At 45.5% G+C, this 16,936-nt stretch carries 20 protein-coding genes; 1 reads left to right on the forward strand and 19 read right to left on the reverse strand.

Going from position 1 to position 16,936, the window contains the following annotated elements; genetic code table 11:
* Position 1: 1 nt before the first annotated feature.
* From IPL17_RS00705 to mraZ, 4 genes are read right to left on the reverse strand one after another with little or no spacing between them, the layout of a single operon-like run.
* Positions 2–1,738: a penicillin-binding protein 2 gene (locus tag IPL17_RS00705; protein ID WP_345305150.1), complete on the reverse strand. Its 1,737-nt coding sequence runs from the start codon at positions 1,736–1,738 to the stop codon at positions 2–4.
* Positions 1,735–2,205 (reverse strand): hypothetical protein, encoded by a 471-nt coding sequence (locus tag IPL17_RS00710; protein ID WP_345305151.1) that lies wholly within the window; start codon positions 2,203–2,205, stop codon positions 1,735–1,737. The genes IPL17_RS00705 and IPL17_RS00710 overlap by 4 nt, the downstream gene beginning before the upstream one ends.
* Positions 2,202–3,122: a 16S rRNA (cytosine(1402)-N(4))-methyltransferase RsmH gene (rsmH, locus tag IPL17_RS00715; RefSeq protein WP_345305152.1), complete on the reverse strand. Its 921-nt coding sequence runs from the start codon at positions 3,120–3,122 to the stop codon at positions 2,202–2,204. Before rsmH ends, IPL17_RS00710 begins: the two co-directional genes overlap by 4 nt.
* A gap of 22 nt (positions 3,123–3,144) precedes the next feature.
* Positions 3,145–3,588: a division/cell wall cluster transcriptional repressor MraZ gene (gene mraZ / locus IPL17_RS00720; RefSeq protein WP_345305153.1), complete on the reverse strand. Its 444-nt coding sequence runs from the start codon at positions 3,586–3,588 to the stop codon at positions 3,145–3,147.
* Positions 3,589–3,738: 150 nt separating this feature from the next.
* Between mraZ and IPL17_RS00725 the strand changes: the two genes are divergently transcribed.
* Positions 3,739–4,680, forward strand: a complete 942-nt coding sequence (locus IPL17_RS00725) for a class I SAM-dependent methyltransferase (RefSeq protein ID WP_345305154.1) — start codon at positions 3,739–3,741, stop codon at positions 4,678–4,680.
* A 295-nt stretch (positions 4,681–4,975) separates the two neighbouring features.
* Here the strand turns inward: IPL17_RS00725 and IPL17_RS00730 are convergent, their stop codons facing one another.
* The 15 genes from IPL17_RS00730 to IPL17_RS00800 form a co-directional block, all read right to left on the reverse strand.
* Positions 4,976–5,641 carry a hypothetical protein gene (locus IPL17_RS00730; RefSeq protein WP_345305155.1) on the reverse strand — a complete coding sequence of 222 codons (666 nt, stop codon included), beginning with the start codon at positions 5,639–5,641 and terminating at the stop codon, positions 4,976–4,978.
* Between the two features lie 104 nt (positions 5,642–5,745).
* Positions 5,746–6,102: a hypothetical protein gene (locus IPL17_RS00735; RefSeq protein WP_345305156.1), complete on the reverse strand. Its 357-nt coding sequence runs from the start codon at positions 6,100–6,102 to the stop codon at positions 5,746–5,748.
* 38 nt (positions 6,103–6,140) lie between these two features.
* A complete protein-coding gene (locus tag IPL17_RS00740; protein ID WP_345305157.1) occupies positions 6,141–6,488 on the reverse strand; it encodes a hypothetical protein in 348 nt (115 codons plus the stop codon).
* 26 nt (positions 6,489–6,514) lie between these two features.
* Entirely contained in the window at positions 6,515–7,687 is a 1,173-nt protein-coding gene (locus IPL17_RS00745) for a hypothetical protein (RefSeq protein WP_345305158.1), read from the reverse strand.
* 328 nt (positions 7,688–8,015) lie between these two features.
* Complete coding sequence (locus IPL17_RS00750; RefSeq protein WP_345305159.1) at positions 8,016–8,843, reverse strand: hypothetical protein; 828 nt, start codon at positions 8,841–8,843, stop codon at positions 8,016–8,018.
* A 23-nt stretch (positions 8,844–8,866) separates the two neighbouring features.
* Positions 8,867–9,682, reverse strand: coding sequence for a hypothetical protein (locus IPL17_RS00755; protein ID WP_345305160.1), 816 nt, complete (start codon positions 9,680–9,682; stop codon positions 8,867–8,869).
* 38 nt (positions 9,683–9,720) lie between these two features.
* On the reverse strand, positions 9,721–11,541 hold the full coding sequence (locus tag IPL17_RS00760; protein ID WP_345305161.1) for a hypothetical protein: 1,821 nt from the start codon (positions 11,539–11,541) through the stop codon (positions 9,721–9,723).
* A gap of 348 nt (positions 11,542–11,889) precedes the next feature.
* Positions 11,890–12,231 (reverse strand): hypothetical protein, encoded by a 342-nt coding sequence (locus IPL17_RS00765; RefSeq protein WP_345305162.1) that lies wholly within the window; start codon positions 12,229–12,231, stop codon positions 11,890–11,892.
* Entirely contained in the window at positions 12,216–12,752 is a 537-nt protein-coding gene (locus tag IPL17_RS00770) for a hypothetical protein (RefSeq protein ID WP_345305163.1), read from the reverse strand. Before IPL17_RS00770 ends, IPL17_RS00765 begins: the two co-directional genes overlap by 16 nt.
* Positions 12,753–12,947: 195 nt before the next feature.
* Positions 12,948–13,562 carry a hypothetical protein gene (locus IPL17_RS00775; protein ID WP_345305164.1) on the reverse strand — a complete coding sequence of 205 codons (615 nt, stop codon included), beginning with the start codon at positions 13,560–13,562 and terminating at the stop codon, positions 12,948–12,950.
* 21 nt (positions 13,563–13,583) lie between these two features.
* Positions 13,584–13,715, reverse strand: a complete 132-nt coding sequence (locus IPL17_RS00780; protein WP_345305165.1) for a hypothetical protein — start codon at positions 13,713–13,715, stop codon at positions 13,584–13,586.
* A 23-nt stretch (positions 13,716–13,738) separates the two neighbouring features.
* A complete protein-coding gene (locus IPL17_RS00785) occupies positions 13,739–14,209 on the reverse strand; it encodes a hypothetical protein (protein ID WP_345305166.1) in 471 nt (156 codons plus the stop codon).
* Positions 14,206–15,201, reverse strand: coding sequence for a metallophosphoesterase family protein (locus IPL17_RS00790; RefSeq protein ID WP_345305167.1), 996 nt, complete (start codon positions 15,199–15,201; stop codon positions 14,206–14,208). The genes IPL17_RS00785 and IPL17_RS00790 overlap by 4 nt, the downstream gene beginning before the upstream one ends.
* Complete coding sequence (locus tag IPL17_RS00795; protein WP_345305168.1) at positions 15,201–16,136, reverse strand: hypothetical protein; 936 nt, start codon at positions 16,134–16,136, stop codon at positions 15,201–15,203. The genes IPL17_RS00790 and IPL17_RS00795 overlap by 1 nt, the downstream gene beginning before the upstream one ends.
* Positions 16,105–16,932 carry a hypothetical protein gene (locus IPL17_RS00800; RefSeq protein ID WP_345305169.1) on the reverse strand — a complete coding sequence of 276 codons (828 nt, stop codon included), beginning with the start codon at positions 16,930–16,932 and terminating at the stop codon, positions 16,105–16,107. The genes IPL17_RS00795 and IPL17_RS00800 overlap by 32 nt, the downstream gene beginning before the upstream one ends.
* Positions 16,933–16,936 lie beyond the last annotated feature (4 nt).

A 16,936-nucleotide genomic window follows, 5' to 3' on the forward strand; every position in this document is an offset into this window, starting at 1 on the left:
CTTATTTTACAGCGAATTGTTGTCTGATGTTGTCGGGAGGAATATCCAAGAGGATGATGGTCTTCTCAGCCATTTCAGCAAAAACAGGCGCAGCGGTTTCAGAACCCCAAGTGGATACTTCCGGTCGTTCAAGCCAGACATAGATCATGAACTTCGGATCGTCGACCGGCCCCCAGCCTATGAATGATGCATTGGTCGCTTCGTCATCATAAAAACCGTTAACAGGAATTTGCGCGGTGCCGGTCTTGCCTGCCAATCGATAGCCTGGCACTTGCGCTAGCGAACCTTCTGACGAAACCGAGACTGCGAGCATTTCAGAAAGTGTATCTGCTGTTTGTTCAGAGATCGGAGAACCCGCAAACTGGGCGGGGACATTGTATTGGCGGCCATCCCGGACCATCGCGTATACAGCGTGCGGCGTGACGGTACGTCCGTCATTGGCGATGGCCGAAGCAGCCATCATGATCTGAATGGGCGTGGCGGCAACACCCTGACCAAAAGAATTCGTGCCAAGATCAACCAAATACCAATCTGTATCACCCGGGAATTTAAGCCTGCCCGCGGCTTCTCCAGCCAAATCCACACCGGTCAGGTGACCGAGTCCAAACTTGTCCATGTAATTGTAAAAAGTCCCTGCACCCATGGATGTGGAAAGTGTAGCCATGCACACATTGAGCGAGTGCTGTAAACAACCGGTCATATCCTGAACACCCCACGCTCCCTGGTCCCAGTTACGAATGACCGCCCCCCCAACCATGATGGAACCAGTATCAAGATATGTCGTTCCAGGGGTGACTGTCCCGCTGTCCAACGCGGCGGCCATGGTGAGAATCTTGAGAACAGAACCAGGTTCATACGGTGTGGAAATGGCGCGGCTGTAATCACTGGCATTATCAAAGATCGAGCCGTAATTCCAAAATTCATTTAGATCCATTCGTTCATGCGAGGCGATTGCAAGCAGCTCGCCGTTCTGCGGATCCATGATGGCGATCGTCCCGTTCTGCGCGCCATATTTGTCAAGGGATTCATCCAATATGTCCTCGGCAGCTGCCTGCAAATCACGGTTGATCGTAAGGATGAGGGTGGTGCCATCCGGCACATGCTCAATATCTGAGGCCAGATTTGGGTCTACTGGAACAAGCATTTGAACCGGGGCACCTGCCAGTAAAATATCATATTTCTCTTCAATACCAAAATAGCCACGTCTGCCATGGCTGACAAAACCGATAATATTTGAAGCCAGATCCTTCTCGGGATAACTACGCATGGGATGCAAATTAAATTCCAAACCTGTTAAATCGCCGAACCTGCCATCATCAGCATCTTTCAGCGCCTGGAGCTTCAAGCCTTTTTCCTGATCAACATAATCCGCTATGACAACAAAAGTGCGGTTCTCGGGCGGGTTTTGAATGGCATCCAAGGCTTCGGCATAATCCATATCAAGATCGACACTTGCGGCGGCGGCAAGTATTGCCTCGGGATCTTTCACAATATTCAAATTTACCCCTATCTCATAAGCCGATTTATTCCCTGCCAACAGATGACCGGTACGGTCATAGATCTCACCGCGGTCAGGAAAGAAAGTACGCCATTCGGTTTGGAATTCATCACCGCGTTGTTTTAAGATGGCTGCAGCCGGACTGGTTTGAATACGCACCATTTGCACGATAATACCAAGTGAGATCAGGCTGATCAACACCATGACAAGCTGGGTTCTGCGCGCATATTGCTGTCTCATTTTCTGCCTCTTGAAGATGTCGCGATCTTTTCATCCACCCAATCCAATAATGACTCGTTATATTCCGGAGGAATGGTCAGAGCACTTAATTGAGGACGCGATGCAGAAGAAAGAATTTCAGGCTTGGGTTCATAGTATCCCGGCACAACAAGATATTCCGCATCAGAAGATTTCATGGGGCGGAAACCAAGATCGAGCGCGCGTTGTTCCATGATACTTGCCGAAGTGAGTGAAGCAAGCTGCGTTTGCAAATCTGCGCTTATTCGTTGTCCTTCAGCGATCTGGGCGGTCAAGACCTGGATCTCGCGCCCGGCAATAGCCGCCTGCGAAGTAACATCAAGGTATAGAGTTGCAACCATCACAAGCGCCACAACCGCAAGCAGTGCTGCGCCGATCCACTGACGCTGGACGCGCCAGGGTGCGACTTTATATGCATGGACAAGATGATTTACGTTTTGTATGTTCATAGTTTTTCTATCACTCTTAGTTTTGCGCTGCGTGCTCTCGGATTATCTTGTACCTCTTCATCAGAGGCCATGATTGGTTTCTTGTTGATAATTTCTATAATAGCCTTGCGTTCCACTTCATAAATTCTTTCGTAAGGCGGGTTGACAAGCGCCTTGCTTTGCTCTCTAAAATACTCCTTGACGATGCGGTCTTCCAAGGAGTGGAAGGAGATCACTGCGAGTCTGCCGCCTGACCGTAAACCTGCCACGGCTTGCGGAAGCACACTCTCCACGGATGCCAGTTCCTCGTTGACAGCGATACGCAACGCCTGGAAAGTTTGCGTCGCCGGGTGTGTGCGGTCCCCTCTTCGGGGAGACGCTTTCTCAATCACAGCAACCAGTTCACGGGTAGAGTGAAGCGGTCTGCTCATGACAATGGCTTTCGCGATCCTTCTCGCATCGCGGTCTTCGCCATAACGAAAGATCAAGTCTGCCAGGTCGCGCTCATCATAGGTATTGACGATATCCTCTGCGCTTTGAAATGCATTCGAACCAAAGCGCATATCGAGCGGACCATCCTGCATGAACGAAAATCCGCGTTCGGCATTATCGAACTGCATGGAGGATGCGCCAAGGTCAAGCACGATACCGTCGACGAAATCCCATTTCAATGCGGCGAGTTGTTTTGTGATGGTGATGTAGGAGGCCTGCTCGAGATGTGTACGTCCGCCTTCGGCGTAAGGAGCCAAGGTCTCACGAGAAAGCGCAAGCGCTTGCGGGTCAACGTCCAGACCCAACAAATGCCCATCTGGCGAACAGGCCTCCAAGATCCCGCGAGCGTGACCGCCCGCGCCCAGAGTGCCATCTACATAACGACCACCGCTTTTGGGTTGCAGTGCGTGTATAATCTCTTTGTAAAGTACAGGTTTGTGCGGCATGATCAGCGAATTCGCTAGTTAACTAGCCGATGGATTTCGAAAGATCCAGTGCAGCGAAGCGTTGAGAGTTGGCTTCTGTATCCTGAAGCTGCGCCATTTGCACATTCCAATCGGCAGGCTTCCAGACTTCAAAGTATGCGCCCTGCCCTGCTACAATGGCCTCACCTTCTATTTGAAGGAAGGTCCGCAAGTTCAGCGGAACAAGGATGCGCCCGATCTTATCCACTTCAACAGGATAGGCATTGGATAAAAGCAAGCGGCGCAAAGAACGTGCATTCGCATCCGCAAGGTTCATGGCCTCAATACGCTCATAGACCTGTGTAAAATAAGTTTCTGTCATCACCATGAGGCATTTATCAAAGCCTTGTGTAATGTATGCGCCGCCTGCCAACAGATCACGAAAGCGCGACGGTATCATCAAGCGCCCTTTATCATCGAGATTGTGTTGGAACTGGCCAATGAACATTTGTGCTAATTATCCTTTTAATACAATCAGACGCCGATTATTCGGCGCCTGTCTACCACTTCTTACCACTTCTTACCACATTATACAACTTAAAAGATAAAAATCAAGGAATCCACCTGGTCATTTCGTACTGTTTAAAAGGTGCACTTTATGAATCATTTCCCCAACTTTACATTGCTCGAAGCTGCACGCTGGCAGGATTATGAATTAATCGATTCAGGCGACGGCTTAAAGCTGGAACGCTTTGGAAAATATATTTTTGCCCGTCCTGAATCACAAGCCATGTGGGCGCGCGCATTGCCAGCGTCCACATGGAGTGATGCCCACGCGGTCTTCCAACCCACGGCCGAAGAAAGTGGCGGGCACTGGGTTGAGAAAAAGAAACTACCAGAAAAATGGGAAATGAAATATCCGCTCGCCCTCTCCCCGACCACTCTCTCCAAGGGAGATGGGCAAGGGGTGAGGGAATTAAAATTCTCAGTGATGACGACTCCAGGTCGCCACCTTGGAGTATTCCCTGAAGTCGCATCTCACTGGGACTTTATGTCTGATCTCGTCCAAAAAGAGAATCGCCCCGTAAAAGTTCTCAACCTATTTGGCTATACGGGACTGGCATCTCTAGCGGCGGCGGCGGCGGGAGCTCAGGTCACGCACGTAGACGCATCCAAAAAATCCGTTGGCTGGGCGCGTGAAAACCAGGCATTATCCGGACTAGGTGATAAGCCCATCCGCTGGATCGTGGAAGATGCGGTCAAATATATGCAGCGCGAAGAAAAGCGCGGTATGAAATATGACGGCATCATCCTTGACCCGCCCAAATTCGGGCGCGGCCCCAAGGGCGAAGTATGGGAAGTGTACAAGTCACTGCCTAATTTATTTGAGATCTGCCGCGCATGCTTAAGCGACAATCCATTATTCGTGATCGCAACCTTATACGCAGTGCGCGCATCCGCAATCCACGTGGCACAGACGCTTGACGAGATGATGAAAAAATATAACGGAGACATGGATTACGGCGAATTGGTTACAAGAGAAACAAGCGCGAACCGTTTGCTCTCGCAAGCAGTCTACGCAAGATGGTCATCCAGATGAATAAAAAAAATTCCGAGGTATTGTATACTGAATCCGTAAAGCGAGACAAAAAAGAAGGCCCCCACCGGTCAATTGACATTGCCACGGTACGACATTGAAGGCGCGATGTTACACTCACAAACAAGGACATGATTGCCTGTGAAGTGTATTGCGCCCCCTAGTCACTGTGGAGGGTCAGTCCGTCAGCGACCTTTTCATCGTATTCTGAAGATTCCGTTTTCTTTTAGGCATAAGCCTCGTGCCTGCTAATTTCTACAAAGAACAATTCACATCGAAACCAGGCATTCAATCCCTATCAAGGGATCACGCCCCAAAGATGAATAACTCCGTCATTACCGCCGGTGGCAATAACTTTATTTTCGGGGGCAATAGCCAGACTTAGGATCGGGGTGGATGTATAAATTGAGCGGCGCAATGATGTCTCACGTCCATCCATGATCCAAAAGGAAAAATTAACCTCATCACCTGAAACCAAAATCTCAGGAGAATTGGTACCATGGAAAAATTGCAGCCCGTGAACAAACCGGCTCATATCATTGAAAACCGCCATACGTTCACCATTGCTAATGCGCCAGATGTATATTTGCCCGTCTTCATGCCCCATGGCAAACCATTCCCCATCACCATCCACGGTAATACTGTAATAAACAGGCTTTTGTTTTGGAAAATCCACACTACGCTGAATCTTTTGCTTTTGTAAATTCCATACATATGTACTTTCGTTCGAAGCAGCGGCCAGTAAAAGGCCATCCTGAGAGAAGGATAAGCTATGGATCGGCCCATTGATACTTCCTCCGGATTTTTGTTCAGCGCCATCATTGACGCTCCAAACAAAGATTTTTCTGATGTCTGACCCGCCCACGATCAATTGACTATCCGGCGAAAATAAAACACTGAAGTATGGGTGATCTTTATCAAAGGAACGAACCAAGACACCATCAGAGGCATTATAGAGTTCCAAACCATCAGGACCTGCCACTCCGATCCATTTGCCATCCGGCGAAAACGCAACATGTGTTCCGCTTAGTTCAAAGACAGGCTGATCTGTCCATAATTTCCAGATTTTTATTTTTCCAGCGCCATCACCGGAAGCGACGAAGTTCCCATCCGGTGAAAAGGAGAGGCTTGTAATATCTTCCCTGCTGACCAGCGAAATAGGTCCTGTACTTTGTCTATATTATTGCTTCCAATTGGAATTGGATCAAATAAAGGTTTCGCACTCGGTGTAACAGTTGGCAAAAAATCAGGCGTGACCTCAGTCGCCACAATGGTTACAACTTGAGTTACCGGTGAATTTGAATCAGGCTTAGCAGGCAACAAGTTAAACAGCCCCAACACCCCCACCCCAGCCAGGATTAAAACTGGGATCGCAGCCAATCTACCAGCCAATGAAGGAGAACGCGCAGCCTTCGGCTGTGGCAAGGAATTCTGCTGTGTAGCAGCCGAGTCAAGGGCACTCTTCAATTGACCAAGCAGCCCGGCGCTCTTTTCGAGCAAGTCAAATAAACTTCCCCATATTTTTTGCGGTTTATATGATTTTGTGGATTCGCGTATCGCCTGATACTTTTTAGCGCTTTTGGAAAATCACGTGCATCCAAATTTCTCCCGATACTTTTTATCTCGCGTTCGAGCGTTTTTTCAACAGAGATTCGCCTGGCGAGTTTTTTTTGTAAATACCAAGGACGGCGCACTTTCTTTGCCAAAGCTGCGCGTACCGGAAGAACAGCGCCGCAGTTGGGGCACTCGCGAATTTCATTAGCAAACATCTCGCCACAAACAGGACAGGAGCTCAACGATGTTATTTTCATTAATCACGCCGCATTTAGGTCGCTCATCATGGTCCCCAGCGAGGCTGCCAATCACAATAATTATTATCTGTGAGTCGGATAGCAGCCTCGGGGGCTTTCAACTTAACCAAATATATCTCACATCCCCTGTCAAAATCATTTGGATGGTCCAAATAACCAGTGAAAACCATCCATTGTCCGTCAGGAGAAAAACTGGGGGCAGCAGATGTGGGGTCGAAAAAATATTTGGTCGGTTCCACGCCATTCATCGGAATCAGGTAAATTGAACGAGAGCCATATTTCCCCGCATAAGTGGCAACATATTCTCCAGTTGGCGACATGTCACTGCGCCCAATCAAGCCGCTCATATTTGTAACCTGTCTCTGGTTCAAACCGCTTCCATCCATCGTAAATAATTGCACAGAACCATTGGGCGTAAGAGAGGCAAACAAGATTTGCCCCCCATCTGACGACCAGGAAGGATCCCACCCGTCGTCAGGAGAGATACGGTGCGGATTTGACCCATCACGGTCCATAACCCAAATACTTTGGAATCCATTATCGTCATGCGTAAAGACTATTTTGTTTCCGTCCGGCGAAACCTCGGGAGCGTATAACTTTCCGCCAAGACGCGAAGTCAGCTGGATAAGATTGCTGCCACGAACGCTAATTTCATAAATCTCATAATTGTTTCCGGTCATGTTTGATGAATACACTACACTCTGCCCATCGGGGGAAATCGAAGCGTACCAGTTATGTTTACCGTTATCGGTCAATTGCCGCCAACCTGAGCCGTCTGCATTGATAATACAAATTTGATCGTGGTTTTCCCCATCCATCTGACATGAGAAGACAATCTTGCCGAAAGGAAGGCTCTTTGTTGCCGTGGCTGTAGGTCGAGGAGTAAATGTGAAGGTTGGAACTCGTGTTTTTGTTAATGACGGCTGAATCGTAGCCGTTAATTGTTTCGGAATGACAACTTTTGTCTGTGTTAATTGTATAACGACCTGCTGTGTTGTATCGACTGTTTCCGGCATTGTACTGCCCGCAGGAACAGCCGTTCGGAAGCTAAAAAAACGATACCCCATCACAGCCATCAAGCAAAGACAAAGCAGCCCTGCCACTCCTCCGGAGAAAATGATAATCCGAAATATCTTTTTTCTGAGCGGAAGAACAGCAGAAGCCTGTTTTTGTTCCAGTGGGAATATAGTTGGATACAACCCTAAATTAGTTTTTTCAGTTTCAGTTTCAGTTTCAGTTTCAGTTTCAGTTTCAGTTTCAGTTTCAGTTTCAGTTTCACTCTAGATTGAAATAACTGAACATCTGGAGAATCATCTGCCACCACAGAGCTGGATGATTCCTCATTGATTTGTTTTGTTAATGTGTTGCCGCATTGATGACAGAATCGAGCCTCAGGCGGGTTTTGAGTTCCACAATTCAAGCAAACATGTATTTGAATCAGCTGCGATATTTTTTCAAGCACCGCTCCGCAATTGGGGCATTCGCTTGCATTACCTAATACATCATAACCACAAACAGAACAAGAAATCATTTTGATTCTGATATAGTTTTCTTTTCAAAATCTTCCCTACACCACGGGCAAACTAGCGCATCCTTAGGGACTGCCACATTATGACAACTAGGACATTCCTTATAGCTATGGTTATTTAAAACATCATTTAACTTGTGCAGAAATTGATCATATTGAGCGTTTAAGGTTTTGCTTAATTTCTCCATTTGAACATCACCAATCGAAAAATTCTGGATCGCAGCATTTACATCATTTATAAACCAGGAAAGGCTTTCCTTGAAAAACTGTTTGTCACTATCTCGCATAACTTGCACATGTTCTGTCGTCTTTAACGCTTGAACAATTTCCAATATCGTTTTTACAGCGTCTAAAGAGTCAGCAGCTTTTAATACTAACTCAGAAGGCTGGCTGGTTTTCTCCAACCTTTCTCTAATTTCAGCAAATCGCTCTTTCAGGTCATCAAATCCAACATTAATTAAAGCTTTATCGGCATCAGAAAGGTTCTTCTTTTCATTTTTTCGAGTTAAATCATCAAAAACAGATTTAGTTTTTTCTTTTTCCATTCTGATATTCAAAACATTCTTAATTTCAAAAACACTGGTTTCAATTTTCGACAGTCTCTCGTTAATTGTTTCCATTTCAACTTGAGGCCTGGTCGGTATAGGATTTTTTATAAGAGATTTACTACCATTAATTTTTTCATGTTTCTGAAAAACAGAAAAGAAAATATTCTTTATTATTTTCAACGTATCTTTAAATGTTGGTTTTCCAAGGTAAAGCCACAAACCTAAAGTTATAATTGCGACCTCAAGAAAAATTACGACAATTTTCCAATCAATATTCATAATACACCTTTGAAAAGAAGGATCTAATCGTCTTGGTAGTCAGCATCAGTTTGTTGAGAAAATGAATGATAACCGATTAAAATAATCCATCCCAATATTCCTGTTATGCCCCACATAGCGCCCTGCCCCATGAACCACATAACCAAGAAGTAGAAGCAAAAAGATTCACAGATGCCATAAATTAATATGGGGAATAATATCTTAAATCTCAACGGTGTTTTATCAGCATGCTTGACATCGTTTTCCGCAAAATAGCAAAAAACTAATGCTAATACAGGTAAAAGAGTATTTGCCCATGGTGGCATAAATAAATTTTCCAACACAGAGCGACGAAGAGCTTTGACAGAACTTACCATCATCGACTCTACAGAACGGTTCAAACGAGCTTCTTTCTGATTAACATATAACAAAACAGAATTATTATTTGCAATATTGCTTGACCACGGAAATCGAAAATAAGTGGTTGAGTGCGGCAATATTTCCAAATTCGAGATTGCCCGCTGGAAAATATTTTCATCTTGATAACTGGATGGAATCAATATAATATTCTCATCTTTGAGCATAAAAGATAAATTTATTTTTTTCATTTCATCGGATTTATTTTCAACGCTACCGTAGACCCATCCTGGAATAACTGAAGATGTATATTTTGGCACCCTTAAAACAACCTTGATCCCTGTTGGCAGTGTATTAGCTTCGACCCCAACAGGAACATATTCCTTCAAATAAACCCCCCGGGCAAATTCGTAAAATGTCTGATAATAGAAAAGAAACAGACAAGCCACAAGAACAAGGCTGGCAAACATTCCAGAACGAGATTTGGGAATAGGCAGATCCATAAGTTTTATCCTTTACAGCATTGCTCAAGGCAAGATGACTATGGAAGCGAGGAACAACTTACTTTAAGAGAATCAGAAGAATCGTCTAAGGCACATTCCCAAGAAGTATCTGGCCAGACGACTTGAAACTTATTATATTTACATGTTTCTAAAGTATCCTTTAAGATATCTATCTGCAACCTGCACATATTATCCTGATCATTGGATGCCGCCGTCCATTCATAAACAATAGGATGAATGACATCTTTTGAATCTGTATATGGTTCAGAAGAATATTCACCGGGATAGAAATTTGTATCTTTAGATTCAACAGCACATTCGATCGGAAAATCAGCCTCTTTGCTTGTGTTTTCATACTCATCACTCAAGGCCTTCAACGGATCCGTATTGATCAAATTAGAAGGAAACCAAACATCCATATCTAAAGTCCAATATTCATCATTATTTGTGGTAGCAGCCTTGCGTACAAAAGGCTTGGGGAACAGGGTTTGCTCGAATATAAGTTCATTTCCCTCACCCGCATACCGAACAATAAACTGCAACGTATCAGGGGGAGTATCTTTATCCCAGACCCATTCGCTCTTCACACGCCCTAAGGTGTCCATACTCCATACATCACTTCCATCAGAAGCGTTTTTCACTGAAATGGGTGCATTGCCTTTTTGAGCAATTAAAACAGGCTGAATGCACCGCAACTCATCTAATAATTCACCATTTGACATTTGAGGAATGGTAAAAAAAGTTGTAATTTTTAAAGACCTATTATCGTTAGGGAAAGAAGCAATTTTAATATCTACGTTTGGGGCGAGGGATGTCAATGGCGAATACCAATAAAATAAATCACCTTGAGTTAGGTTTCTAACTTTCTTTTCCCTGCCACAAGTACCTTTGGAAAAATCATGCCTTACATTAATCGACTTCAAGACCGGGATTTCGCCATCAGTCAAAAAATTTTTTCCTGGGTTTTGCTCAACAGCACCTTCATAAAGAGATACTGAATGTAATTGATGCACACCAAGAGCAGGCATTGAAGATGCTGACACTTGTCCACTAGGAATAAAATTATCAAGTTCATCTGGTAAAAGAAAGCCATCAAACACCTGCTTTACAAGAACTTGAAACCAGTCAGCTACATCAGTGCGATAGATTTTTATTTTTCCATCTAGATTATGAATATTTTCCCAAGCAGTCAAATCACTAACCTGCGCTGGACACAACAAAAGAACATCTACCTCTTGCTGAACAGAGATATCATCCACACCTTCAGATATCTGGTTAGATAATTGGACTGAATTACCAATAAAACTTCCATCAGTAATGATAAGTAATCTTTGCTTTTTATAATCAGTTTCACTTAAACCGGACAGGCCTGATTCAAGAATTGTCCCATAGTTTTCTCCTGATAAATCGCCGGGGACTATGTTAGTTATGTCTTCATACCACGACATAGGAGAATTTTTTTGGTTTAAATGATCATCCATTGGTAAAACAGGATGTAGTCCATTTGCATCATAAGTAGAGATAGCAATATGAGGATAAGGACGATCATTACTGGAAAAATTCTTTGAAAGTGCTAAAGAGAAAATGGGAAACCTGGTCAATATCTCACGTGAAACAGGGCTGCAATTTCTTGTACTAGCAGTAATATCCAGTATGATTAACAGACCTGTTTCATCAGGTATCGACACATCGGTGTTCTTTGGTACTGTCGGTTTTCTATCAACTTTACACGATTGAGATGGCGGCGACGGTTGAAGCGTAGGTTGGGGGGTGGGCGTAGCCATATATTGAGTACAACTAACAAGGATTAATATTGATATTACTAAAATAAAAGTAAATCCTCTCACGTCTTTGCCCATTTTCACCTCACAACATGACCAAAATATGAAGAAATAGTAAATTTTGAATAATTAATTTAATTTGTTAGTGGCTTGAGTTTAGAGTTCTCAAAATCCGGTCCTCAAATTTACGTGAACAATTGCGAATTAGTTTTAAATTAATACAAATTCGAGCAGATTAACAGATAAATTCCCTGCTGGCAAAAATTTTTACTAGGCCCAAAATTGAACTCTAAACTTAATTAATATTCTTGCTAATATTTTTTCATGTAGTCTATATTTTACTTTCATGCCCTTCTTAGACTTCTTATAACACTTTCTATTAAATCGCATCATTTTCTGCTTGTAAGTGTCATTCTTCCCTCATATTCAGATATCTATCATAGCATAGCTCAAATATCCGCCACAATGGGGACATATTTCCTGTCCCTTACGAACTCGACGCCCACAGGCGGGACATTTTGAACCACCGAGGCCTTTTACTGCCAAGCTGATTGGAATACTGATGCCACCCAAGCAAAGAAAAATAAACAAGATTGGCAGAGGAAATGGATTGGCTGGCTCGAACACCACATCTACCAAACCGGGGTTATGCCAGACCGCCTTGCCACCGCTTACTTCATCCGCGTTGCTTTGGATGATCTTTGCGGCGTGTAATGTAACGATCCGGTCATAGCCCAAACCGGGCAACGCCATTATGCCCCGTTCCATTTCCCCATGTCCAGATTCAGCGCCTGCATTTGCAAATGATATTGATCATCCGTTCCTGAAACCTTCTCCAGGGTAATTAACCCGATGGCAACGCCCGGCATATCACTGAACCGACCTCCCTTGACAGACAAGGTGTAGGTATTAGATCTCTGTCTCCAATTGGCATCCAAACCCTGATTCCGATACTCGCTAACGATCCAATCCAGCGAGAGGCTGATCCAGTTTTCCGATTGGAGGATGGTATCCGGCACCGGGATCCCCAAATTAGAGCCGATCGCCATTCCACCCGCGCCCATTAACAAATCCAGAACAGCTTTATCCACCGTTAATGCCGATTCAAGTTTCCAATTTTGATTGGTGTAAAAATAAAAATCCGTTTCCTCCCTGCAGGCAGTCAGGATCAAAGCGAACATCCCCCAAAAAAGAAGGCACTTCTTTAAAGCACTGCCGCCCATCGCATGCCTGGAAATCGAAGGAATGCGATGCCGCCCTGAAAATTTTCCGCCACCATCAGCGTTCATAACAATTGCCTCCCGTAGATCAACTTTAGAACCTATATCTGATAATCAACACTGTGATGTTAAGATAATTCATCTATAGAAAATGGCATACTAAAAATACGCTTTGGGAATAGAGACCGCCGTCGTTTTCGACTCTGCGAAAGGAATAGCCATGTTCGTGGAAAATTCGGCTTTTCAATACTCCAGCAGGAAAATTCATCGCTGAACAATAAAGGTGGTAATTTCGATCAACTCATTCTCTGTTGATGCCGCGCCTTCAAAAGCCTGGATTTGCCCATCCACCAATAAGCGGATCGTGAAGGGAGTCCACGCAGCAGGCTGACAGACTTTGAAATACTGAACTGAAACTTTGTATGTGCCTTGCGGAGCATCACCTGTGGGCCAGAAGATATTTTCCACCGGACTGGAGGTTACACCACCGCAGCCTGGGTTGGCATCCACATCCAGCTCACCTTTGCTGGCAGATCTATCATGTGAATAAAAAATGGTCTCGCCAGCCGGGTCTGTAACCCATAAATCCAAATCATTCACAGAATCCCAAAGAAGCGTAACCTGCACATCCCCCGTGCCAAGAGTCTGCACACGCGTGGAGGTTGGTTCGACAGTTTGGGTAGGTGATGGTGTCGGAGTAGCCGAAGGCCGCGGTGACGGAGTTGGGACCGGGGTTACGGTGGCTGTGGGCGCCAGAGGAACGGGAATCCAATAGTCACGCGAGAACCATCCTGCCAATGCAAGGAACAGGATGATAAGGAGTGCCCACCAATAGTCACAAAGATAACAAACCGGACTCTCCCACCACTCATCCTGCACGGCAGTTTACCTTCATTTCATTTATAAACCTAGCAAGGGCAGCCAGTAATCCCGGGTGAAATAAGCGGTAAGCGCCAGCACGATCATGAGCAAGAACACCCACCAATAGGCGCACATAAAACGGACAGGACCTTCCCACCATTCAGCGTTCATAGTTTATTCTCTCCTTTTTGTGATCAAAAATTGCTTGTGTTATAAGGATCACTCTGGGACTGTTTTACAATTGCGCGGCCTGTCAATCCACCGATCGCAAGCGCAAGCACAACATCCAATATGATCCAGCCGCAAAAACTAACAGGTTCAATTGTAATCGTCATCCCCATTGCGTCTCTTACAATTCCGCGCACGACGATAAAAATCCACATCATAACACTGGCCGTCAAGGGAGCGCCCACCCCTGCCCCTTCAACACCGCGCATTGGTTCGTAACTGCTGGTCTGCATATCAGCCTGACGGCTGGCAGCGATACGAGCAAGAAAAAAATATACTGCCAATTGAATGAACCAGACCAGCAGATCGCCATCAGTATCGGCACCGTTCATAAAAAAAACGGCAAGGCTGACAAAGATCATAATGACTCCGCCGACAAGTCCGACTTGAAAACCGGGGTTGCTTCGTTTTTGAGGTTCGAGGTCGTTATAGCTCATCTTTGGCTTGCCTCATTATAATGTTCCAGCCATTCATCGGGAGTCTGTTTTTCAGCGGCTGAAGCAGTTTGCAATTTACGAATCAAACTTTCAGGATATCCGCCTGCCACAAGGTCGCTCGCAGTTTGGGTATAATCGTATTCTACCCTACGAAAAGTCAAAGTATGCGCTTTGGTATCAAGAACCGCGTAGGATGCCCGTTGATCACGGTCACGCGGCTGGCCGACCGAGCCCGGGTTGATCATATAATAATCATCACCCTCAAGCGAAAAAGTCTGCCCGGAAAATATCTTCTCCGTATGGATCTCAAATTCGCCGTTCATTTCTCTGGCATGAATAAACGTGGGGACATGGGTATGCCCATAAAACTGGATAACCGGTTTCTTTGACCTGCCGCGTATTTTCTTTAGCTCTTGCAATTCACGGGGAATGAGGATTTCTTTTTCCCAGCCATAAACATAGCGTGACAACGGGTCGGCATGAGAACCGTGGACAAGCACAATATTGATCCCATCACGTTTGATTTTACGTGGCACAGCACGATCAGGCTTGAAAGCTTTACGCCAGAAAGCCTCCGCGTCTGGATCCTGCTTAATGGCGGCGCGATTAAGCAGGATAACTTCCACAGGCATGGCTGTGGTTTTGAACCAATCCCCCTCCTTCATGAAAAGGTTACGGCCAACAACTTCACGCCCTTCGCCTTTGTTGACTTTAACATGAATAAGGTTATCTGATTTGGAAACAGACGATAGATCTTCCGGCAGCACAAGATCTTTGAGCATGGCATCATGATTCCCCATCACCCAGGCTTGAGGGTCAACAAAATCACGCAAAAATGAAAGGGTCTGCGACGGATGCGGACCATATTCAACCACATCACCCAGAGTCCAGCATTGCTGATAACCTACCCCCATTTCATTGGCAGCATCGTCCGCTACCGCGCTCAAAGCAGGGAAATTGGCATGAATATCAGAAAAGATGGCAATTTTCATCAGCGTGGCCACCAGCCCTTCTTTTTGCTACGCTGCTCCTCCAGAGTGCGCGCATACACTTCCACGCGTTTACGTTCTTCTTCACTGGTAATTCCCGCTTCACGCGCACGCGTTATTAGTTTATCCAAACGCTCCCAGTCCTTCTGGGCAACCGCATTTGCGAATTCACTTTGAGTTGGAAAGCCGCGCCGGTCCAACACTTCGGCCAAGGCTAAGATTTGGGTTTCTGATCTATAGCGCCAATCCTCCACCAGGGTTTTCCGTCGTTTGCCTTCCTCTTGAATATCTTTTGCTTTCCTGGAACGAGCAGGTACAGGAGCTTTTTGTGGATCCAGTATACCGATAGTCAATATATTGCGTGAAACTTCATTTGTTTCCGAAGCAGCACTTTCTGAATAAGTGAGAATCGCGAGTGTGGACTGGGCATTATCCCGCACTTTTTCCCAGTTCGCCTTTCGAATACGAACCGGTTCTTCACGCTGAGATTCTGCCACATGCAAAGATTGGGCTGCAGCATCCATCTTATAAGTACACTGCCGGTCCCACTCTTGCCACAACTCTAATTCGCGGGCACGTTCTTCAGCCTGATCCAGCACTTTTTGCCAGCCCACCAGATCACCGCTGCCGTAAATATCAGGTACTCGCAAATGATCATCAAGCAAACGGCGAATTTCTTCATACTGGCGGGCATGAAGCGCCTGCCACGCCTGACCACTAACGCGGTAGGAAGGTTGAACCGAACTTTCGACAATCATTTTCTTTACTGTCTCAAAATCTTCACCCGGCGGATTAAATTTTAGTTTAACATCATTTATAACATTCAATAAGTGCGCACAGGCTTCTTTGGTCTCTTCCAGCCGCTTTTCATACGCACGAACCTCGGGCAGTGTGTTCAACTCCAATTTATGAATACTGTTCAAGTATTGATCCAACATCAAAAAGTCGCCTGTGTGAATGGCGGCATCCCAAAAACTCTGGGTATGCGTGTTCTGTAATGTCTTTTAACTCCTGCAAATTTTTCAATATGCCGGGCAGTATCAACCCTGCGTTTCTTAAGTTTTTCACGTACCGGCCCAATTCAGCATTAAATAAAGGAATGACATTATCAAAGGTCTGTAAACGTGAAGAAAGCTCAGTAGCCTGGGTAATGGCATGCTCAAGCGGAAGGGTGGCAGGGTCGAAGTCCAATGCCGTACGAATGACCGCATCAGCCACCGAAGCCAGATCAGCGCGCAGGCGGTTCAACCCTTCACTGGAGCGGCGCTGTTCAACAGGCTGCTCAACCAGTTCCTCCAGAGTTTGAAGATCCACAAGCGCGGTCACCGCTTGAATCTTGCCATCATCAGTGCCCTTATTGCGTTCCTGCTGAACTTTCTGAAGCAGGTCATCCGAGGCGCGGGCAAATACTTCATCGCGTAATTGGCGTAAAGGTGTATTATCTTTTACTTTCGGATTTTTCATGCCGGTTTGGATGGCACGCAGGGCTTCAGCGGTATTGCGAAGCGACAGCTTGTTTTTCGCGTCTTCAGTGCAGGTATAAATGACGCGCTGGCTTTCAAGCTCCTCGCGTTTTTCCTGCAAACGGGTGTGGATCTCTTTCTGCAAAGAATCATCGTCCAGACCGCTGGTAATACGTATCGCCTGGTCAAGATTTCCAAACGCGGATTCAAAATTTCCCAACGATTCATAAGTTTCAGCTAAAGCAACATTCAACTCCCAGGAATTGTCCATTTCA

The organism is Candidatus Villigracilis saccharophilus (genome assembly GCF_016711665.1).